The following is a 21081-nucleotide window of genomic DNA, read 5'->3' on the forward strand; positions in this document are numbered from 1 at the left end:
ACTTTCTGTCATCAAGTAGCGTGACACTCGGATTCAGTGTAGGGGAAAAACATAAGCCTCACCTGCACTAGCTGCACCATGCCTAAAAAAGGATTTACTTATAATTAAAGCTTCCAAGCTAGAACCAACATGTGAGAATGTTTGGAGGGTATGAGTTATGAGTGTTGGGAATAAATATATACTACGTTTGCATTATAATTATCAAGATAAGCGTCAACCCTCTGATCGAGATAAATTTCCCTAGCCCCCCTGCGAAACAACGTGAAGCAAGTTGCTGATAAAATCTGGTAAGAAATCCCCAGCCCAAAAATTATTAAAAACTATGCCTCAAATTCACAATTCCTGCTATAATATTAAATCTCATGTTGTATTTCTTCTGAAAATTGCGGTAAACATTTGACATTATTTTGAAGATTTTTATCTCGCGAATCTTATTTTCCACACGCATCCTGAACGATGCCAGCTTCCGATTATGCTCCTTTTGCTCCTCCGTTAGTGGCTTTTTACGGTGTTTTTTGTACGGAATCACAACGTTTTTCTGCAGTTTTTGCCAACCTTGATACCCAGAATCGGCATATTTTATGCTATCTTTGGCCAACAATTTTTCCTGTTTCCTTATGCGAAAATCATGCATTCGACCTCTATGCGACTTCGAAATCGACAGAATTTGCCCATTTCCCTCGATCACAATTTCGGTTTTTATTGTGGTTGCTTTCTTTTTTCCGGAATAACTTTTCTTACGTTTTTTGCTGTCTTTCGGCCGCTGTATCGGTTGCTCCGTGACGTCTGCTAAAATTTTTAAAATCCTTTCTGGCGTCAGCGTTCTATCCTTTTTTATAGTAATTTTTTTGGCCAATAATGGCTACATTTTCTTAAAAAGTCGGCAAATATTTGAGTTGTGCAAATTAAACAAAAACCCTAAAAATGGATGCGTTATGTACGTTCTGTAATAAATTAGAACACATAAAATCCTGTCTTCTAGCTCCTCAACATGCGATTTTTTTCCGTGACATTTCTTTTTCGCCTCCATTTTTTCCCACTCTGGACGCACTTTTGCCACAATTTTTTCAAATTCAGATGTTGTGAGCCCTGTCAATTGTCTAAAAATATATGGTGTTCTTGCTATTTTTACGTAACTTATTGCCATCTTCCCTCTCCTAAAACTTTCATTTTACATGCTTTTTAGTCGTTTTTACCTACTTTCTACCTTTTCGCAGGGGGTCTCCTATAATGATGGGCTTAAATATCAATTATTTGTAGATAAAAGTAATCCTAACATAGAATATTACGTAATAGCTCTGTACGATGAAGGATTCGCCGGTAATTATATTCCTGATAGCACCACCAACGAGAAAATGTCGCTATATGGATCACTCAGCACTCGTGGATATTATTATTTTTACGAAGATAAGAACCATCCAGGACAATCCTTTTTTTCCTTCTTAAGTATCTACCCAAGCAAATTCAACCTTTCATCGCAAGAGTCGCTGAAGTTTGCAAATGGAGTGATTGAGTATACTAATGATGAGATATATGCTGATGGTTATGATGATGGTGTAGAGACTGGATTAGTTTTGCTATCTCGTGATAAATCATATGAGATAAATTGGCCTTTGTGTAGCAAAGACCAGACTTATAATTACAATTCTCTCAGTGGTCGGAAAGACAAGTGTGAAGTAAATTATACTGACTCGTGTAGAAAATTAATCATAAGTAAAAGTGATATAGCTTTTGAACCAAGTCAACAAATAAACACAGGTACCAGATATGTTATAAAACCTCGTGAGTTCATTTCACATGGTGCGCATGTTCCTGCGTGCATATATGAAGAATCTACGCAACAAAAAATAGGAGAATTAAGCAATACTTATTCTTTTGTGTCTATTAATTCTATACGACCGACACCAGTAAGATTAGCTATTGGTAGCATCGAAGACTATGCAGCATGGGATTTTGATGCAGACTATATAACATTGTATAGAGATGAAAAATCAGGTGAATTTAGATATCGTTTTTCAGATAAAAATGGAGAGGAAACTTCTAATAAAGATTTAGTAGCTTACTGCGCCGATACAAAGAATTGCAAAATGAAAGATTTAAACCTCTTTCCAAACGTTAGAACTTACATAAAAAGCATTTTAACGTCTGCAGATATTGGTGATTTCCAAGCTACTGGTAGTATTGATGCAACAGCTGTATCTCTTAATGTAACAAATACACTAAAAGTGATCCAGATTTTCAAAAAGCTGTAACAGGTGTGTATGGCCAAGATGGACAAGATGCAAATTCAGCGGAAATTGCACATAGGTTAGCACACAGCTCCCGTTTTAAACGATCTTTGAGAGGCGATGATGGTGCAGATGGTGAGAGAGGTGACAATGGCCAAGATGCAGATCCAGCACAAGTGGCTAACAAGGTAGCAAAAGATTCATCTTTTCAAGCAAATATAAGTGACATATTAAAAAGAGATATTGACTTTCAGAGAGGTGTAAAAGGTGATCCGGGAGACCCAGGGCAAGATGCTGACCCCGTGAAGGGAGATGATGGTGCAGATGGTGAAAGGGGAGAAAATGGTACTCCAGGACCAGCAGGGAAAGATGGTGTTAATGGAGCTCCAGGTCCACAAGGTAGAGATGGAAGACAGGGTGAAAAAGGAGAGCAAGGTGAGAGAGGAACAGATGGTGTAGATAGCTTCCCTCTAGATTCTGGATTAAAAAGGACTATCAGAGAGCTTCAAAAAAAACCTCAATTAAAAATTGTACCAGGAGAACCTTATAATGAAAATATATAAGAAGCAAATATTGAATTGGACGGAGTAGGGGTGATCGCAACTTTTTTAGAAATCGGATACTTTTTTAAAAACGACAACTTATACATACGTGACCATATAACAGGCAATAACATATTAATTCCTAAGAATTTTCACTTTCTCACAGTGGTTGAAGATGACTTTAATAACTACAAATTAGCTTTTTGTAATAATTTAGGCAATTTATTTTTTGATTATCAAAAGTACGCTCCAGAGTATGCAGGCGTACTAGAAGAGTACAAATTAATTGACCTGAAATACATAAAGAATGCAGCAAATATCGACTTGAGCAAATATTATTATCATCATATTCATACGCCATTGTTTGCCGTAAGAAAAGGCGAGCTTGAAGGGCAATCTCTTGAAAATTACAGAGTTGATGTGTATGAAATTGCAAGAAATAAAAAAATAGGCACTTTAGTCGACGAATTTGGTTTTTTTGAGCGTGATCAATTTCATTATGTGAATCACCATCAGGGATATGATCACGATTCCCAAGAGTTAAACGTTACAATCGAAAACCACGAAGGTAATTTTCAAATTGGCGATAATATTATTCATCCAATTACACTATACGATGGTCATCTCAACTTGCTGGATTATTTGGGTTATAGCTAACCCAAATAAAGTTTCCTTGATTTCTGAAAATTGAACATCGCCATCAGAAATAGGGCAAGAAAAAATATCCCTAGTTTATGGTAATGATAGTATAGCCACCAGTTTTAGCTGTTTGTGATTGATTAATAAACTTCTAGAATAATTAAAATAAGTTTTTATTAGTGTGAGGATAATTATATTAAGTATAAAAAAAGTTTTATCTAAAGAAACACCATTAATGTTTTTATGGATGGTTAAATATTCAGAAAAATTGGAAAATAACAATCCAATTCCAAACCATGCGGAACAGGAGGAGAATTACAAGAGTTACCAAGAGAAAGGCTTCGATATATCATCAATTAAGGATATAGAGAAACCTGACACTAAATTAAACTCATTTACATCTTTGGTAGAGATGGCTGCACGTAAAATAATAGATAAGCCTTCTAGAAGCTAGGGATAAATTTTGAATACTTATATCCATTAAAACCCTTGAAAAAATTAAGTTTTAATGTTACTTAGTAGATATAAATTTTGTCTCTATGGTAGCTTTATGAATATTGAAAATAAAAAAATGCATAACGCTAAAGAATATAACGTAAAGCTACCAATATTTTTTGATTATCAATCGACTACTAAAGTGGATCCTCGTGCTTTAGAGATGATGATTCCTTATTTTGGTGAGTTCAGTAATGCACACTCTCGTAGCCACTCATTTGGCTGGACTGCTGAAGAAGCAGTGGAAAAAGCAAGAAAGTATATTGCTGATTTGGTGAATGCAGATAGCAAAGAGATAATATTTACTTCGGGTGCAACTGAGTCAAATAACATGGCAATTAAGGGAGTTGCTCATTTTTATAAAAATAAAGGAGGTCATATAATTACTGTTTGCACGGAACATAAATGCGTTCTGGATTCTTGCAGGCATCTGGAAAACGAAGGATTTAAAGTTACGTATTTGCCTGTTAAGCAAAACGGAATGATAGATTTGTCAAAACTTGAGAATGCAATTACCGATAAAACCATTTTGGTTTCAGTGATGATGGTAAATAATGAAATTGGAGTTATTCAGCCTGTGAAAGAGATTGGAGAAATATGCAAAAAACATAATATATTTTTCCATACAGATGCAGCTCAAAGTTTTGGAAAAGTTCCAATTGATGTGAATGAAATGAATATTGATCTGATGAGCCTTTCCAGCCACAAAATTTATGGACCTATGGGAATAGGCGCTTTATATGTCCGCAGGAAAAACCCTCGTGTGAGGTTAACTCCATTAATTAGTGGGGGAGGGCAAGAAAGAGGGATGCGTTCTGGTACAGTTCCAACACCGCTTGCAGTTGGGTTTGGTGAAGCAGCACGTATTGCTAAAGAAGAAATGAAAGAAGAAGCAACCAGAGTGGAAGAATTGAGGGATATTTTATACAAAAAAATAAAAGAGGCGTTTCCTGATGTAGTTTTAAATGGTGATTATGAAAATAGAATTCCTGGTAATTTGAATTTAAGTTTTCCTTACGTTGAAGGTGAATCGATTATTATGGCAATCAAAGATTTAGCAGTAAGCTCTGGTTCTGCTTGCACATCTGCATCCTTAGAGCCTTCTTATGTTATAAGATCACTAAACAATGGTCATGACCTCGAACACTCATCAATCAGGTTTGGACTGGGTCGATTTACAACTAAAGAAGAAGTCTTATACGCAGCTGACCTTATAACAAAAAATATCGGCCGGTTGAGAGAAATGAGCCCGCTTTTAGAAATGGTGCAAGAAGGTATAGACTTAAACACTGTTAAGTGGGACGCTCATTAAATAGTTGATTTTTTATTAGAATCTGTGATATTTACGCTTCAATTAATTTTAAGGGCTATTAAAGATGATAAGGAAATTTTAAAAGAAATTTTTACCAGTACTACTTTTACTAGAGTAATTGATATTACTAATGTTTTTTATGGTAATTTTTACCATTATTTTGTTTATAATCATTATATATAATTAGAGCTATGTACTTTATTATAGAGTTTAAGGAATTTATTGAAACAATTTTAGACGTAGCTAGAGAGAATGAGATTTTAGAGGATGTTCTAATAGCTTCTGGTATAAGAAAAGATCTTGTAAAAAAGCTATCTGATGAAAAATACGGTAATGATGTAATAATCAATGTACTTCAAAAGAACCAAAAAGCTGAAAAGATTGGTGCAGCAGTCGGTATTACTTCCTTGGTTTTTATACTCCCATCACTTATTTTTGCTTGCAAAGAGTATTCTGGAATTGGTACTGGTTGGTCAATTGCTATAGGTATAGTAGGTGCAATAGTAGCTGCTTGTACAATCGGTTATGGTACATACAAAATCATTCAGCCAAGCACTGAAATGCTTGAAGCTGATGCTAGTCAAAAAGTTGGCTCGGAAGCTACCATGCAAAGCTGAGAGCTCTATTGATCGTATCCACATTGAGGTATAGTTGGGGTTAATAGTGCTGCTTTTTAAATTGTGATTTTATTTTCCATAATGTATATTATGTAATTATTCCATATCAATTTATTTGCATACGAATGCAGAATCTTTTCTAGGCAGAATCTTTTCTAGCTAGCTGTGTATCTAAGGCTTTTTTTTCTTCTCGATATACTTGCATATTAGGATAGACAATTCATATAGAATCAACATTGGTATTGCCAGCCCTACTTGGCTGAGTACATCAGGTGGAGTTAAAACTGCAGCAATAATAAAAATTACTACTATCGCGATTCTACGTTTATTTGACAAACTTTGTGCAGTAAGCAATCCAACTCTCACCATTAATGTAAGTATGACTGGAATTTGAAATGCAGTGCCAAATGCAAACATAAATTGGAGCACAAGATCTAAATATTCACTTACCGATGGCATGAACTCTATTGGTATACCAAAAGATTTACCACTATGCTCAAAAGTGATGAAAAATTTCCATGCTAAAGGAAATATATAGTAATAAACTACAGTAGCTCCCATTACGAATAAAACCGGTGTTGCAATTAAGTATGGTAGTAACACTGCTCTTTCACTTTTATATAATCCAGGCGCTAAAAACATGTAAAATTGCCATGCAAACACAGGAAAGGAAAATAAAATTGCACTCATTATTGCAACTCTAAGATACACAAAAAACGCTTCTGTTAAATCTGTATAGATTAGCGAAAATCCACTAATATCTTTTGTAACTTCAATGAGAGGTGAAAGTAAAAACCGATATATATTTTCTTTGAAATAGTAACAGAAACCAAAAGCAACGCAAAAAAACAGAAAGCAAAAAATAACCCTTCTTCTGAGTTCAGCAAAGTGCTCATAAAATGAAGCATATTTTTCATTCATATTTTACGTAACAATAAAAACCATTCGTTAAATTAATTATAGAGGACATTACTCAATATTTCATTTTATTTTCGAGCTCCTTTTTTAATATGCTTTATATAATATTTAATACATCAAGTATTTTTCTTGATTAAAAGTGAAAATGCTATATTGTGCACTGGTGAGATTAAATTATAGTGAGGGTTAATAATGAGTATACAAGAAAAGTTTCTTGAAATAATTTCAGAAATTGTTACGGCGGACAGCGATACTGAGGAAAATGCTATGCTCACTGAAGCACTTGAGATTGTCAGTGATCAAGATTTTAAAAGGGATATTAATGATAGTATAAAATGCCACAACTACGCAATGACAGCTTTAGACTATGTAATTTTCTATGATACTCGAGGTTATAATAGCAATAAATCAAGCAGGCTAAATAATCCAACATTACTATCTTTAGAAAAAGCCATTAAAGATGCTGGCGGAAAAACATTGAAAGAGTTGAGAGAGAAGCAAATTTCTCTTGGAGATGAAAGTGATAGTGATTTAGACCTACCATCGACGAGATTGGAGAACGTTAGTGTGGAGGAAGTTCGTGGAGGCTTTCGACAAATTCTTGCGTAGATTGTAGGACGTTCGTGATAAGTAAAGCATGAGCAGAAACTCATACTTTACGTAATAATAATGCTATGTCTAACATTCTGAGTGAAAAAGCCCATTCATTGTCATACCATGCAGCAACCCTACATATATCACCTGTAATATATGTACCAGTTAAATCTACAACTGCACTATAAGGATTATGTACAAAATCTATTGAAACTAAAGGCTCTTCGCATACAGAAAGTATATTTGATATTGGAGAGTTTTTTGTCATCCCAGTGCTTGGCACTGGGATCCACGCTTTTTCTTCGGCTCTGGATTCCAGCATCACGTGCTGGAATGACATCGATGAGCGCTTAAACATCTCATTAATTTCTTGCACCGTTACCTTCTTATCAGTTGTAAACTTAAAATCAACCATGGAAACATTGCTAACTGGAACTCTGATTGCAGTGCCATCGATCTTTCCTTTTAATTCTGGAATAATATAGCCAATTGTTTTTGCCGCTCCAGTTGTAGTTGGCACCATAGATAATCCGCAAGCCCTTGCTCGACGCAAATCTTTATGATTGCCATCAAGGATATTTTGGTCATTTGTATAAGCATGTATGGTGGTCATAAAACCACTTTTTATACCAACGTTAGAGTGCAAAACTTGTACGATCGGAGCAAGGCAATTTGTAGTGCAAGAACCCGCTGATATCACCTTATGCTCTTTTTTTAGCATGTGATCATTTACACCATAAACAATAGTTACATCGCTATCTGCAACTGGAGCTGAAACAATTACTTTTTCTGCATTGTGCCGCATTGCTTCTGAATTCTTGTTAAATGCACCAGTACATTCCAGCACCACATCAACATTCCAAGGGATATTTTCGGGACTCCGCTCTCTAAATAAAGAAAATTTTCTGCCGTTTATGGATAACCAATTTTCAGACTCGCTAAAGTAGATTTCACCATTAAATTTACCATGAACAGAGTCATATTTAATCAAATGCGCATGCTGCTCAGCGCTTAGTGATCCATTTACAGCTACAACCTCTATTTGCTTGCTGTATTTTTCTACCTCAAAAATAGCACGCAACACACTTCTGCCTATCCTACCCAGCCCATTGATGCCTACACGAATTGTCATTTTTTCATTCAAAAATTTAATTATAGAGGATATCACTAAATACTTCATTATTCTATTTTTGCACAAAAATTCTTGCTAAAAATTAATTTTTACATAATATATTTACTCTTTCTTGTAATTTAAGAGAATCTAGTTCAGTTCTTATCTAGCCGCAAAAAATATCGAGTATTTGGTCCAACGTTGCTTGATGAGTTACCTGGAATGACACTACAGGTCGCTTTAAAATACAACGTTCGTACAGTTGTGGAATACATTGCGGATAGAATTTATGATGTAGGGAAATCTTACTTATTCCAGCTATAATTTTCTAATCTTTGCCTTGTTGTGAAATAATTTTATTTATTGTTAGAGGAATTATTATGACAAAAAGAATTGACTTTTAACACAACTGCTTATCAATATGATAATCTATTATATTGACTTCTTAAAAGTCAGTTGAGACATATTGCAGCCTTGAGTAAGATACGGTATATATTAAGTCATTTATTCACGACCCTAAAATGATAGAAAACTTAGCTTACAAATTAGTAAAAGTGACCGAATCTGCAGCCCTTGCTGCATATAAATCGGCAGGTTTAGGTGATGAAAAAAAGGCTGACCAAGTTGCAGTTGATGCAATGCGAACAGTGCTAAATTCCATGGAAATAAATGGTATGATTGTAATAGGCGAGGGTGAGAGAGATTCAGCACCGATGCTATATATTGGAGAGAAGGTCGGCACTGGAAATGGTCCTGAAATCGATATTGCTGTTGATCCGCTTGAAGGTACTACAATTTGTGCTCACTATAAACAAGGTGCAATGTCTGTCCTTGCTGCAACAAAAAAAGGTAATTTTTTGCACGCACCAGATGTTTATATGGAAAAAATAGCAGTAGGAAAAAATCTGCCTGATGGTGTAGTTTCACTAAAAAACAGTATTGAAAAGAACTTAGGGAATTTAGCTGAGGCAAAAAAATGTAAAGTAAGTTATCTTACAGTAACAGTGCTTAAACGTGAGAGACACAATGAGTTAATATCGAAAATCAGGAAGTTAGGAGCAAAAATCAAGCTAATCGATGATGGTGATGTTGCCGCTGTGGTTTCATTAGTAAATGGCAATCACGATATGTACATCGGAACAGGAGGAGCACCAGAGGGAGTGCTTGCAGCTGCAGCGCTGAGTTCAATAGGTGGACAGATGGAAGGAAAATTGATATTTGATACTGATCAATTAAAGGATAGAGGAAAAAATCTAAATATTCATGACACAGAGAAAATCTATACTGTAAAAGATATGGTAAGAGGTGAATCAGTATTTATTGCAACTGGAGTAACAAATGGAGAGCTTGTGGATGGTATAAAATATGATCAAAACAAACATTTCATTATTAGCTCATTAATAATATTACCCAATAAAGTAATCAAAATGCAGATATGTAAAATATAATTGATACCGAATTAATAAAATAGTAAAATTTTAATATATTTATACATATTATTAGTGACGTTTATTAAAAAGAATATTATATTGTTTATATATTAATAAACATAGGTACATATATGACTAAAAAAACATACAAACTTGCACCAGGAAATCTATTAAAAACTATCAAGCATGGCCCAAATTCTCGAACTGAAGAATATGAATTACGAATCATTGAATCCACATTAGATCAAAATGGAAAAGAAATTACTGCTAAAGAAACTCCTATTAGTTCATACCATGTTAAATACAATTTAGACTTCTGGCATGACGAGATAAATTCTGAATATCTTAAAGTTAATGGTGATTACTATAAAAGTATCCATGATCTTTCAGTAAGGCCTGAAGGTAGAGATTTTGTTATTACTAATAACAAAGATGGTACAGCTATACTCATAACTCATAAGTAGAACTATGATCATAAATGATGCAACTCCTCATGCAAATATGCTGAAGTAGCGTTAGGTGAATATCTTGAAGATGGAATGAAAGATGATACTCTAACTTTTAATGATCACTTAGCAAAGTTTGAAGATGACGAGTCGATTATTACTCATCCAGAAATATTACATGGCCTTATGCCCATGAATTCGAATGATGTATTAGCTGTCAGTCTTACTGATTATGATATTTTATAATTTATAGCCATAAAAATTAACAGACTTGTAAATTATATTTCACAAATATAAATGAAAGTAAGAGGCTAGCCGTACAGTCTCAGAGAATGACACCACTCCTTAATTGATGGTATACTATCATCATTTAAGGAGTCATTATGGGACAGATATTACATGGGTGTGCAAAAACAACAGAGGCAGTTTGCAGAGCAATACAAAATAGTCAAGAGAGAACACATTTTTTCGAAAAGGGATTCGCTTTCAAAAATTTTATGCCATAATGTCTCTCCTTCACCACCTATTGCAGTACTTGGATCTACTCTTTTTGAACTCCTTTCAACTAGGGAATAAAAATCAAAAAGCGAATTTTTCAATCACAGATCGAATGAGGGTGCTATATATACCAGTTGCTAATATTAAAACTGCCATAAACAATAAGCAAAGGAGCATCGGTAATGGAACCTCGCTAGCCCGGCCTGATGTCATGCCAGCACGCGATGCTGAAATCTGCATCTGACTGCTATCAAAATACATTTTTTCCATCATTTTCCACATGTATATGAGCGCAAGGAAAGATCCGGAAGCAAATACTATAAGTGAGACCCACGCATGAGATTCTATAATTGCTTTCATTATATACCATTTGCTTACAAAACCACTTGTTGAAGGAACACCAATCAAAGCTAAACTGAGCAAAGTAAATACAAGGGTTGTATAAAGCATTGATTTCTTTAATCCTGATAAATTCTCTATTTTTGTTGTACCAAACTTATAGGCAATGCACCCTGCAGACATGAATAAGGATGTTTTTATTATACTATGATTTATTATATGAAGAATCGCTGCAAATATGCCTGCTTTTGAGTTTAAACTGAGCCCTAGAATAATATAACCAATCTGGCTAATGCTAGAGTTAGCAAGCAGCCTTTTTATATCTTTTGCAGTTATTGCAAATATTGACCCAAATACAATAGCGCAAAGTGCAAGGATAATTATCACGTTGTCCAGTGGTGGTTTAAATAAGAAAAAATTTTGATAGAAAACGGTATAAAAGATCCGGATAAAGACATATATCATCACTTTAGTCACTGTGCCTGAAAAGAATATGCTAATGAAACTCGGTGCTTCGCTATATGCATTGACCAACCATCTGCTGAGTGGAAATAGCGCCATCTTAATTGAGAGACCAACAAAAATAAACAATGTGCCAAGCTTTATAATGTTATTGTCGTATAATGGAACTAACCTTTCAGCCATATCGGACATATTTAACGTTCCAGTCATTGAGTACAAAAGCCCAATACCAAATAGATAAAATGTTGCCCCTATGGTGCCACTGATTAGGTACTCAAATGATGCAACCAGAGCTCTTTTATCTCTTCCCATCGAGACTAGCACATAAGAGGAAATTGATGAAATTTCCAAGAAAACATAAAGATTAAATATGTCGTTTGTAACTAAAATCCCAAGCAGTCCACTGAGGCACAATAAAAATAGAGAATAAAAACCACTGATTTTGTTTTTGCTAATCTCCTTTTCATTAATGTGAAAGCTATAAAGCACACTGGTTAGTGCAATAAAATTCACCAAGGTTAGAATCAAGGCATTTAATACGTCAATTCTTAGCTCTATTCCATATGGAGGAGTCCAATCCCCAAGGTGATAAGTTATAATTTCGCCTTTATATGTTTTAACGAGTAGTATCGATGAAATGATAAGAGTAGCTGTTGTTGTAAAAAAAGAAATAAACCAAGATACTTTGTGTTTCTTGGTAAGAAAACAAAACATCGATGCAATTATTGGTATAATAACTTGTAAAATCGGTAATTGCATTAAATTGTTGTTAATAGACTGTTAAACCATTATTATATATAATACTTTTTGTTTTGATACCCTTATGTTATCTAAAATTTATGACGCAATAAAACGCATGTTACGAAGAGGTAGGAAATTTGTAGGAAAAGATGAAAATGGAAATTCTTACTATGAGTCAAGTAAGGGAAAAAGATGGGTGGAATATAGCGGAATTTCTGAACCTACTAGAGTCACCCCAGAGTGGCATATATGGCTCCACTATACCGATAATGCAGTGCCGATTAACAATAAAAGAAGAAAAGTAAAGCACATGCCTAATCTAACTGGTACAAAGGATGCATACTATCCAAATCAAAAAGTGAGTAACTACTATGAAAGCTGGAATCCTAAAAATTGAAGATGCGCAGATCTAATATACTTGAAGTAACTGCTGGATTATTTGTAATAATTTTTACTATTTTTCTGATTTTTTTTGCTATTGACAAGCTATCCTACATAAAAAAAAGCTATAAGGATTGTTATAAAATACACGGCCTCTTTGCCAATGCTAACGGTATAGAAGTTGGTGATAGCGTTAAAATTTCAGGTGTAGATATTGGAAGCATCACTGCTATATCGCTTGATAAAGCCACTTATGTAGCGCGAATTGATATGTGTGTAAGCAGGGATATAAAGTTACCAATTGATAGTTCAGCTCTAATCACTAGTAGTGGCGTTGTTGGCAGTAAATTTGTTAATATATCTCCTGGGTCAGATACCAAGCTAATCTTGAATGGCGGTAAAATAGAGTATACTCAAGCTGAAGCAAGCATGGGTGGAATAATGGACAAAATCCTTGGTATGTTTACAAAATGATAGAGTAGCACCCAACAAAATATCCTCTTGCCCAGAGATATTGACTCTGATGTCAAACAAATTATCCAGCTAAATTACAACTAATATAAATAAATATGCGAATACATATATACTTATTAAATATATAAATTAACGAATTATTATAGTTTTTAACAAAATAATAGTATAGCAAAGTTTAGTGAAGTGTAAGTGAGTGAATAAATATTATGAGGAGAAATTACACCATTAAACACAATCATACAGATAACAGAGCTTGTGGAAAGTCCATACAAAGTTTTAAGGTTGGTACTACAAAGATTTCTTTCTTTGATAATTCTAATAATATTATTACTGAAATACCTACACTTCCCGAATACTCTGGTAGTGACTATCAAAATCGATTGTATAAAAAAACTGAGTCAAGGCAGTTTGATAATCCTCCAGCAATATCTAATGTGTTACCTGACAGCTTTAATTTTAAATATGAATATATAAGTTGTACCGTAAACCACGACGGCCTGTTACAACAAGAGCAAAACCAAATAAAAATAGATATTGAAACTGCTTATAGGGCGTTTAAAGAGAAATTTTGTCTTCAAGATAACAATGCAAATAAGATATAAAAGTTTATATTTTTAATAACAGGGATGATTTTGTAAAGTACAATAATCTTCTTAACATGGACTACGATGGTAAAACTTTATTAGCCGCGAAGTGGAAAAAGAAAATTATAACTTCAGTACAACAGGACATAGAAGTACAGAGCTAAATAAAGTAGAAAGCACACTCTTGCAAGCTAATTCTATAGAACAAAGTGGCTCCTTTTCTAATTTTATTTTTTCAGCAATTGAACTTATTGTTGGATCTATTACATCACTCTTTTCGTGGATATTTGGGTTTGCTAATGAAAAATCGGTGCGGTAATCTGAATTTAATCTTGAAGTTGATGAGCTAGACCACAACTTCGAAGAAAATTGTATAAATAATTATCACGCATCAGATGATTACAATCATTATAACTCTCCTGATGGATTGTTATAATATAGCGAAATAACAAATTTCTTCAACCTCCCCTACCCTCTTTCAGTTGTTTACAGCAGCTAAATCTCACGGATTTTCTGAACATGGAAAAATGACACAGAGTGGTATTTTATCCAAACAATTAGGTAAAAAATCAGGCGTATCATCTTGAAATTCCTGCATTTTCTTTTTATTAATTTTTTATATCTTATAAAATCAAAAAACTTATATTTTAGCCATGCCAGATATATTAATTAATTATTATAACTTTAGCCGAGATACTGGTTTATGCATTTATTTAGTAGTGAGGTACAAAAATGAGCATAAATCAAATTAATCAAAACAATATCCCACTTGTAACAAGTTTTAGAGAGAAACATGAAGGCAATGAAATCAATGCATGGGGTAGTAAGGATATTTTATATCGTGTGCAGTGTAAAGTGGGCATGGAAGAAAGTGAACTTTCTAAGATCATCAGTAAAGCTCATCCTTTACTTATTAATGAATATAGCGAGCAAGGAGGACTGGCGAAGATTACATCTAACGTTGTTCTTGTTATTGGCACTGATAAAAAAGTAGAAAGTATAGATTTGTTAACACATGAGGACAACTCTCGTATAGCATTGGACCCATCGATTGTAAGCAGAGTTAATTCTGCAGCAGGTAACATTGATACCCACCCTCTTGCAGACCAATCTTTATCACACCTGAAGTACAAGAAGCGCCAAGCAAGGTAAAAAGAAGTGTGGAGCTACCAGATGATCCTACGGAATCAGTTAGCCAGCAGCAAACCCCTGAACTTCCGGCAGTGGATTCTAACCACCTTCCCGCAAAAGAGGTTGATGACGAAAATGCTTTTACGTTTCCACACCAAGATGTCAGTTATCGTATATCTCATGATGGCCTTTCGGAAGACGGAAAACAGAAAATCATAGAAGATATCATTCATTCTCATACAGCACTGGTTAGTGCATGCCAAAGTTCATGGCCGTATAGCTCAAATCAAGGTATAATTATAAAAATTGATGTGGCTGATGATACAAGCATAAAAGATATATATTATAACAATAGTGCTCTAGGGGTATCGCGGCAATTAAGCAACACACTTATAAGTAAGAAGTAACTCTGAAACCAAGAATGTTGCTGAAAAGGTAGAGATAAGCCCAGAATTACAAGGTAATTCGCAAAGCTCTCAATCTTCTATTGAGGAACCAGCTAGTTCGCTGCAAGTAGCTGAACTTCCGGCAGTGGATCCTAAACCTTCTACATTAGACTTACCAGGTGATGTTATAGAGGATTATCGTGGAAGTTTTGACTTTAATCATGAAGGTATCAGGTACAGTGTGTGGGGTGGTTCCTTCTTAAAAGGTGAGAAAGAGCAAATTGCACAAAATATTAGAGATTCTCATGAATCGCTTGTTGCAGAATATAATGTTTTACATGGTAAATCTCCACATAGTGGTACAATGATATTCATTGGTTATGATAAAGCAAATCAATTAAGTGATATATACTATGGAAAGATGCAGCAAAAGTATAAATCACCTGATCCGTCTTTCCTAACGAAAAAAGGAGAACAAGACCAAAGTGAAGAGTCGCATTCCACTAAGGAATCAGTTAGTCCTTTACTAGAACCTGACAATCTTCCTGCAAAAGAGGTTAAAGAGGTTGATGACGAACATACCTTTACGTTTCCGTACCAAGGTGTCAATTATCGTATACTTCATAATGGCCTTTTAGCAGAGGAAAAAGTGCAAATTAGAGAAAACATTGAGCACTCTCACGAATCGCTCATGAATAAATCTGAAGAATTACTTGGAGAGCGGCTAAGCGAAAATGCACAAGTATCAATTGAGATTGATAGTGAAAGAAACATAAAGAATGTGACGTTGCTTGGTGATTTACATTTCAAGACGAATCTTAAGGAATCAGATCTAGGGCTTACAGTTATAAGTAAACCTAAAGAAGTGCTATCTGTACCAACTCCGGAAGAAGAAAAATCAAGCGTAGAACCGCAAGGTGAGCCTGAAGAACAAGTTGTTCCGCAAGCAGATGTTCAACTTCCTCAAGTGAAACATGCATACGAAGAATTTAAAGGAGGATTAGGGTTTGAACATCAACGTGTTCAGTACTATGTGACTCACAAGGATAACCTTTCAAAAGAAGAAAAAGATGCAATCATAGGGGATATTAAAAATTCTCATGCACCGCTTGTCAATAGGTATGCCCACCAATTATCTGGAGAGCAATCAAATGATTGTATATCTGTAATAATTGATTTTAATAAGGAAATAAATGCAATAACATCACGTGGACACAACAGTGATAATTTTGGCAACTCAAAGTCAAACTTAGCATGAAGTTCAGTGGCCTTTTTGCCCTTTTTTGAGAAAATCAAAGAGTAAAGAGAAGTAAACAATTAAATTTTGTGTGATGCTGGAGAGCGTGGTATTACTTTAAAAATCACACGATATTTTGGTAAAAGTTGACAATTATTAAGATATTAAGTAACATTGTATATATATCAAACAGAGAACAAAATCATGCTTACCAAAGATACAGTTAAGGATCATTGTTCACCACAATCTTATTCTATATTACAATATTTCCTAGATCCTTTATCAAGATTGAAAAAAGAAGAGTTTAGGGAAATAGTACATAGAAAACACAATATAGTAGCTGAAGAACTTAATCAGCAAAATGGAGAAAAAGTTAACCGTGCTATCGATGAAGGATATAAAAAATATTTGGATATGTGTAAGTTAGCTGATGAGGATGGGATAAATTTTTATATAACGAATAATGATACACAGAGCCCTTTCTATAACGAACATTCTGAACAAGCATATATTTGGTCTGCATTGGCATAACAAACAAGTACATTGTTCTATAAATGAAATAGAGGGCGTCATTCAATTTTTAAGAAATGAAAATCTTCATGAATATGATATCAATATACCCTCCTTTGGTATAAGCTTATCTACAGGAGATTATTATAGTAAAGATATGAGAGATATTGTCATAAATAATAATTCTCAATTAACGGGTCAAATATTTTGCTCAAATAGCGTGGCTGTTAAAGAATTGATTAATCGCAATACAAATATTAATCAATATGGCCTATTATATGGAAACAATCCAATTATTTTGGCTATAAGCAAGGGCTGGAATCACATTAATCCTGATTCATCAATAGAACCTTCTCATGATAAGTTTCCACAAATGGAGATTATAAATAAGTTGATGGAGTACCAAGATTTAGATATTAATGTGATAGATCTAAAGACTGGCATGACACCGTTACATACAGCCTGTCTTAGAGGTGATTCTCCGGAACTAATAATAAAATTACTAGAGAAGGAAGCTGATCCAGAAGCTGAAGATTATTCAGGTAAGAAACCTGCTGATTTATTAAATTATAAATATCAAGAGGTGCAAAAGGTTATAGGGTCTATGACGGGGCGCATATTTGGTGTTTCGGTAGGTGGCACTAATGATAAAGAAAATCAATCTTCCTGTGCTACTTTACCAACCAGAAGAGAAAGAGATGAAAATGTTAAATGGATAAGGGAAGTATTACATTGTAATCAATCTACGTTTAATAAGGAAATTTTTAATTCAGATTCAAGGGAGCTAGAGAATAAAATAAATCAGTATAACGCTAAAACATTACGTGATCGTGGTAGGGAAAGCGGTTAGAGTTCTGAAGAAGATAGTTTGAGTAAGATGCTTACAACATTGTTTAAGCAGAAAGATCAATCTTCTTCAAATAGCAACGTACCACAAGGACCAGAGATTGAACAGCCTAAACTAGAGCCTCTAGCAGAACAAGTACACTATGCACCAGATATTGAAAAATCTCAAAAGCTTATAGTGGAAGGAGCTCCAAGCCTTACTATTGGAGCTCCAGCAAAGGATTCAAAACCTGAAACAGAACATGTGAAACAAAATATTGAACAACCCCAACCAGGGCTTATAGCGGAAGAATCAAATTTAGCACCAGTATTGGAATCTCGACAAGAGCCTGAAGCTAGAGAAGCGCATCTTGCACAAAAATTCTCAAGAACCAGAACCTGCAGCTGAAAAGGTTCTAAGCCATACTGCCAACATACATGAGGTGCTCCTGCGACTTGAAGAAGATTTTCCTGAAACCAAAAATAAAACACAAAATGGATCGAATTCACAAACTGACTCTCAAAAACCTAAAAGTAACAGCAAATACTATATCGTTGGCTGTGCAATCGGTGGTGCAATTATTGGAGCAGTAATAGCATACTTTGCAGGGGCTGCTGCATTAGTAGGTAGTGCAAGTTGCAGTATTTTTTGCAGCTGCTGTGGTTGGTGCATTACCTGGAGCTGGAATCGGTTATTGCATAAATAAATGTCTTGATAGTCCTGATGTACAATCTATGTCTGGCCAGGAAAAGAAATTACCAATTTAATGAAAATTATGACTTTAAACGTAGTAATTCAGACTGGATCTATGAATCACAAATACTCTTCTTGATAAGTACCTTGAAATGAATAAACCGAATGGTTATATTGAACTTATACTAACAAAAAGGAGGTGATAATATGAGTAATATAGTTCGTTCAAACAAGAACTTTGGTAGTGATGACTTCAGCATCAGGGGCTTACAAAGAGCTGTTGATGATATGTTCAATAGTTTTTTTACACCTGAACTTACTAAAAGCAGAAACACTTTACCAGCTTGTGATTTCTATGAAACAGACAAAAATTATTGTCTATCCATGGATTTACCTGGCTTTTCCAAAGAAAGTATAGATATTAGCATGTCTGGTAATAACTTAATAATTAAAGGTGAGAAGAAGTATGAAAATGAGTCATCTGAAGAAGAGAAAAAATATTATCATCTAGAGAGATATTACGGCTCATTTTATAGATCTATTGAGCTTACACCAAATGCAGAGCAGGATAAAATTTCTGCAGATTTCTCAAATGGGGTGCTCAAAATAAATATACCTAAGTCTGAGAAATATACTAAAAAGATTGAAATAAAGTAATAAAAAATCTTCAAGGAATTGCAGGCCTTCTGTTTATTTAGGCTTGCTTTTTCTTTTAATCACACTTGAGTTCCTTGTTTGGTTGTTTTTTCCAAAATTTCTACTTTTACATAATTTTCAGCTATTAACCACTTTCAAAATCTTCTGTCAATTGCCTCCTATAACCACTTTGCTGAACGTATACACTTCTTATATATCACACCATTATACTCCGGAACTGTACATATTGAAGTCTTAAAATGAGAAGCTTGATTTCTTTTTTATGTTTAAACTCGTATTTTAAATAATAAATTAAAATATAATGCACTATTAAGTATATCTTATACTGATTATATAATATCTTAATCTTTTTCTTGACTACGCTATATGAGCTATGTATTGTACGGACAAATGAATGGTGTGAAGTTCATCTGTGTAAAAATACTAGAGTTTGTAGAGCCCCTTTACGTGGCGATGTTTTTATAGAGTTTAGCTCTGATAGAAACAGAAAGCTTAAATGTAGGCTGCAAAAGGTGGTGTTTGTATCCTTTATCATCATTTAGAAATTTAATTTTTTTTGGGGGTTGGTGTGAGAAATGAAGAACCATTATTAACGAAATTACAACGAAAAGTTAGACTCTTAGAAGAGGGGCTTGGAAATTTAGAGAGAAACCTTAAAGGACAGAAAGGTGAGCCAGGATCTCCAGGACTGAAAGGTTATCCAGGTTTATCTGGTTTAGATGGTGGTCTAGGACTTCCAGGACAGAAAGGTGAGCAAGGTTACCCAGGACTTGTAGGTTATAAGGGTGACACAGGTCCAGTTGGTCCTCAGGGAATTCAAGGTTCTAAGGGTGAACAGGGTATTCAAGGTCAATAGGCTTTAATGGCACGGATGGAACTCCAGGAGCAAAAGGCGATCTGGGACAGAAAGGTGATACAGGTGATAAGGGTATTCAAGGTTCAGCAGGCCTTAATGGTACAGATGGTTCTCCAGGACTAGATGGAAGAAATGGTACAGATGGCGCACAAGGTCTTAAAGGTGATATAGGTCCTAAAGGTGCAGATGGAGTAGGGGCTGGGTTAGCTGATCGATTTTTGAACGAGATGAAGAAAATAGAAAATAGAACCAATGCTGCTTCTTTAGCAGCATTGGAAGCTAGAGATGGTTGTGAAGAAGCTGAAAATAACACTATAAAATTGCATGCTGAAACAGAGCACTTTGCAAAACAAGCTGAAATTTTTAGAAATGATACTGAAGGTTTTAAAGGCGAGGCTGATAATTTTGCTACTCTAGCGTTTATATCAGAGAAAAATACTCAGGTATTGCATTGTGCCGTAAAAGATATGCTTCATGAAATGAATTCAACACGTCCATCATGCTCTGCAGGGAAAAAGAGAGGAAAGAGAGAGATTGAAAATCAATATAATGATTTTAACGATCAATTGGCAACAAGTAGAGGAGATAAACCAACATCACTAATAAACACTGCTTTCGATGTTATATTTAATTCTGTTAAGGGTGTTGTTCAAGGTATTATTAAATTTATACCTTCTCTGCATTCAGAGACAGAAGATCCTACCTCACATCAAACACTAAAAACTGGGATATTTTCAAACTGCACAAAAGAGCAATTGGAGGAAACAAAACAGCAAATAAGTAATGAGGTAGGCAAGCTTTTACAAGAAGTTAATAAAGTAAGACAGTTTATTGAATCAAGACAGTCTACGAAGGTTATAGGACGAACTCATCAAACAGCAGATACTCACATTGGAACTTACATCAGTAATGTGCAAATATCTTGCCATATTACTGCTCAATTAGCCGGTACATACCCTTGAAGTTGGTGCTGG

General features: G+C 34.6%; 27 protein-coding genes and 1 pseudogene. 24 read left to right on the forward strand and 4 right to left on the reverse strand.

Going from position 1 to position 21081, the window contains the following annotated elements:
* Positions 1-313 precede the first annotated feature (313 nt).
* Positions 314-1147, reverse strand: a pseudogene (locus AAGD89_RS03150) (transposase).
* A 28-nt stretch (positions 1148-1175) separates the two neighbouring features.
* Between AAGD89_RS03150 and AAGD89_RS03155 the strand changes: the two are divergent.
* The 6 genes from AAGD89_RS03155 (at position 1176) to AAGD89_RS03180 (ending at position 5833) form a co-directional block, all read left to right on the forward strand.
* Positions 1176-2252 carry a hypothetical protein gene (locus AAGD89_RS03155; RefSeq protein WP_341808805.1) on the forward strand — a complete coding sequence of 359 codons (1077 nt, stop codon included), beginning with the start codon at positions 1176-1178 and terminating at the stop codon, positions 2250-2252.
* 5 nt (positions 2253-2257) lie between these two features.
* The gene (locus AAGD89_RS03160) at positions 2258-2791 is read left to right on the forward strand and encodes a hypothetical protein (protein WP_341808806.1); all 534 of its coding nucleotides are present in this window, start codon (positions 2258-2260) and stop codon (positions 2789-2791) included.
* Between the two features lie 15 nt (positions 2792-2806).
* Positions 2807-3427 carry a hypothetical protein gene (locus AAGD89_RS03165; protein WP_341808807.1) on the forward strand — a complete coding sequence of 207 codons (621 nt, stop codon included), beginning with the start codon at positions 2807-2809 and terminating at the stop codon, positions 3425-3427.
* A gap of 163 nt (positions 3428-3590) precedes the next feature.
* Entirely contained in the window at positions 3591-3863 is a 273-nt protein-coding gene (locus AAGD89_RS03170; RefSeq protein WP_341808808.1) for a hypothetical protein, read from the forward strand.
* A gap of 96 nt (positions 3864-3959) precedes the next feature.
* The gene (locus AAGD89_RS03175; RefSeq protein WP_341808809.1) at positions 3960-5216 is read left to right on the forward strand and encodes an IscS subfamily cysteine desulfurase; all 1257 of its coding nucleotides are present in this window, start codon (positions 3960-3962) and stop codon (positions 5214-5216) included.
* Between the two features lie 191 nt (positions 5217-5407).
* Positions 5408-5833 (forward strand): hypothetical protein, encoded by a 426-nt coding sequence (locus AAGD89_RS03180; protein WP_341808810.1) that lies wholly within the window; start codon positions 5408-5410, stop codon positions 5831-5833.
* Positions 5834-6004: 171 nt separating this feature from the next.
* Here the strand turns inward: AAGD89_RS03180 and tatC are convergent, their stop codons facing one another.
* Positions 6005-6754, reverse strand: a complete 750-nt coding sequence (gene tatC, locus AAGD89_RS03185; protein WP_341808811.1) for a twin-arginine translocase subunit TatC — start codon at positions 6752-6754, stop codon at positions 6005-6007.
* A 189-nt stretch (positions 6755-6943) separates the two neighbouring features.
* Here tatC and AAGD89_RS03190 point away from each other — a divergent pair, with 189 nt between their 5' ends.
* Positions 6944-7360, forward strand: a complete 417-nt coding sequence (locus AAGD89_RS03190; protein WP_341808812.1) for a hypothetical protein — start codon at positions 6944-6946, stop codon at positions 7358-7360.
* Positions 7361-7400: 40 nt separating this feature from the next.
* Here AAGD89_RS03190 and AAGD89_RS03195 read toward each other — a convergent pair whose 3' ends face one another.
* Complete coding sequence (locus AAGD89_RS03195) at positions 7401-8477, reverse strand: type I glyceraldehyde-3-phosphate dehydrogenase (RefSeq protein WP_341808813.1); 1077 nt, start codon at positions 8475-8477, stop codon at positions 7401-7403.
* A 500-nt stretch (positions 8478-8977) separates the two neighbouring features.
* Between AAGD89_RS03195 and glpX the strand changes: the two genes are divergently transcribed.
* The 3 genes from glpX (at position 8978) to AAGD89_RS03210 (ending at position 10578) form a co-directional block, all read left to right on the forward strand.
* Positions 8978-9904 (forward strand): class II fructose-bisphosphatase, encoded by a 927-nt coding sequence (gene glpX / locus AAGD89_RS03200; RefSeq protein WP_410541863.1) that lies wholly within the window; start codon positions 8978-8980, stop codon positions 9902-9904.
* Positions 9905-10017: 113 nt separating this feature from the next.
* The gene (locus tag AAGD89_RS03205; protein ID WP_341808814.1) at positions 10018-10350 is read left to right on the forward strand and encodes a hypothetical protein; all 333 of its coding nucleotides are present in this window, start codon (positions 10018-10020) and stop codon (positions 10348-10350) included.
* A 75-nt stretch (positions 10351-10425) separates the two neighbouring features.
* Positions 10426-10578: a hypothetical protein gene (locus AAGD89_RS03210; protein ID WP_341808815.1), complete on the forward strand. Its 153-nt coding sequence runs from the start codon at positions 10426-10428 to the stop codon at positions 10576-10578.
* A 333-nt stretch (positions 10579-10911) separates the two neighbouring features.
* Here the strand turns inward: AAGD89_RS03210 and AAGD89_RS03215 are convergent, their stop codons facing one another.
* Positions 10912-12390 (reverse strand): proton-conducting transporter membrane subunit, encoded by a 1479-nt coding sequence (locus tag AAGD89_RS03215; RefSeq protein ID WP_341808816.1) that lies wholly within the window; start codon positions 12388-12390, stop codon positions 10912-10914.
* Positions 12391-12454: 64 nt separating this feature from the next.
* Between AAGD89_RS03215 and AAGD89_RS03220 the strand changes: the two genes are divergently transcribed.
* From AAGD89_RS03220 to AAGD89_RS03285, 14 genes are all read left to right on the forward strand, one after another.
* Positions 12455-12769 carry an NADH-ubiquinone oxidoreductase subunit NDUFA12 family protein gene (locus tag AAGD89_RS03220; protein ID WP_341808817.1) on the forward strand — a complete coding sequence of 105 codons (315 nt, stop codon included), beginning with the start codon at positions 12455-12457 and terminating at the stop codon, positions 12767-12769.
* Positions 12770-12771: 2 nt separating this feature from the next.
* Positions 12772-13227, forward strand: a complete 456-nt coding sequence (mlaD, locus tag AAGD89_RS03225; RefSeq protein WP_341808818.1) for an outer membrane lipid asymmetry maintenance protein MlaD — start codon at positions 12772-12774, stop codon at positions 13225-13227.
* Between the two features lie 206 nt (positions 13228-13433).
* Positions 13434-13829, forward strand: a complete 396-nt coding sequence (locus AAGD89_RS03230) for a hypothetical protein (protein WP_341808819.1) — start codon at positions 13434-13436, stop codon at positions 13827-13829.
* Positions 13830-13920: 91 nt separating this feature from the next.
* Positions 13921-14130 (forward strand): hypothetical protein, encoded by a 210-nt coding sequence (locus AAGD89_RS03235; RefSeq protein ID WP_341808820.1) that lies wholly within the window; start codon positions 13921-13923, stop codon positions 14128-14130.
* A 413-nt stretch (positions 14131-14543) separates the two neighbouring features.
* On the forward strand, positions 14544-14963 hold the full coding sequence (locus AAGD89_RS03240) for a hypothetical protein (RefSeq protein WP_341808821.1): 420 nt from the start codon (positions 14544-14546) through the stop codon (positions 14961-14963).
* A gap of 8 nt (positions 14964-14971) precedes the next feature.
* Positions 14972-15349, forward strand: coding sequence for a hypothetical protein (locus tag AAGD89_RS03245; protein WP_341808822.1), 378 nt, complete (start codon positions 14972-14974; stop codon positions 15347-15349).
* 124 nt (positions 15350-15473) lie between these two features.
* The gene (locus AAGD89_RS03250; RefSeq protein WP_341808823.1) at positions 15474-16586 is read left to right on the forward strand and encodes a hypothetical protein; all 1113 of its coding nucleotides are present in this window, start codon (positions 15474-15476) and stop codon (positions 16584-16586) included.
* A 183-nt stretch (positions 16587-16769) separates the two neighbouring features.
* Positions 16770-17096, forward strand: a complete 327-nt coding sequence (locus AAGD89_RS03255; protein WP_341808824.1) for a hypothetical protein — start codon at positions 16770-16772, stop codon at positions 17094-17096.
* Positions 17097-17232: 136 nt separating this feature from the next.
* Positions 17233-17925: an ankyrin repeat domain-containing protein gene (locus AAGD89_RS03260; RefSeq protein WP_341808825.1), complete on the forward strand. Its 693-nt coding sequence runs from the start codon at positions 17233-17235 to the stop codon at positions 17923-17925.
* A gap of 18 nt (positions 17926-17943) precedes the next feature.
* Positions 17944-18309 carry a hypothetical protein gene (locus AAGD89_RS03265; RefSeq protein WP_341808826.1) on the forward strand — a complete coding sequence of 122 codons (366 nt, stop codon included), beginning with the start codon at positions 17944-17946 and terminating at the stop codon, positions 18307-18309.
* A gap of 221 nt (positions 18310-18530) precedes the next feature.
* Positions 18531-18668: a hypothetical protein gene (locus AAGD89_RS03270; RefSeq protein ID WP_341808827.1), complete on the forward strand. Its 138-nt coding sequence runs from the start codon at positions 18531-18533 to the stop codon at positions 18666-18668.
* A gap of 133 nt (positions 18669-18801) precedes the next feature.
* Positions 18802-19251, forward strand: a complete 450-nt coding sequence (locus AAGD89_RS03275) for an Hsp20/alpha crystallin family protein (protein WP_341808828.1) — start codon at positions 18802-18804, stop codon at positions 19249-19251.
* A 568-nt stretch (positions 19252-19819) separates the two neighbouring features.
* Positions 19820-20107: a hypothetical protein gene (locus AAGD89_RS03280; protein WP_341808829.1), complete on the forward strand. Its 288-nt coding sequence runs from the start codon at positions 19820-19822 to the stop codon at positions 20105-20107.
* A 218-nt stretch (positions 20108-20325) separates the two neighbouring features.
* Positions 20326-21069: a hypothetical protein gene (locus tag AAGD89_RS03285; RefSeq protein ID WP_341808830.1), complete on the forward strand. Its 744-nt coding sequence runs from the start codon at positions 20326-20328 to the stop codon at positions 21067-21069.
* The last annotated feature ends 12 nt before the right edge of the window (positions 21070-21081 follow it).

The organism is Wolbachia endosymbiont (group E) of Neria commutata (assembly GCF_964026735.1).
Classification (GTDB): Bacteria; Pseudomonadota; Alphaproteobacteria; order Rickettsiales; family Anaplasmataceae; genus Wolbachia.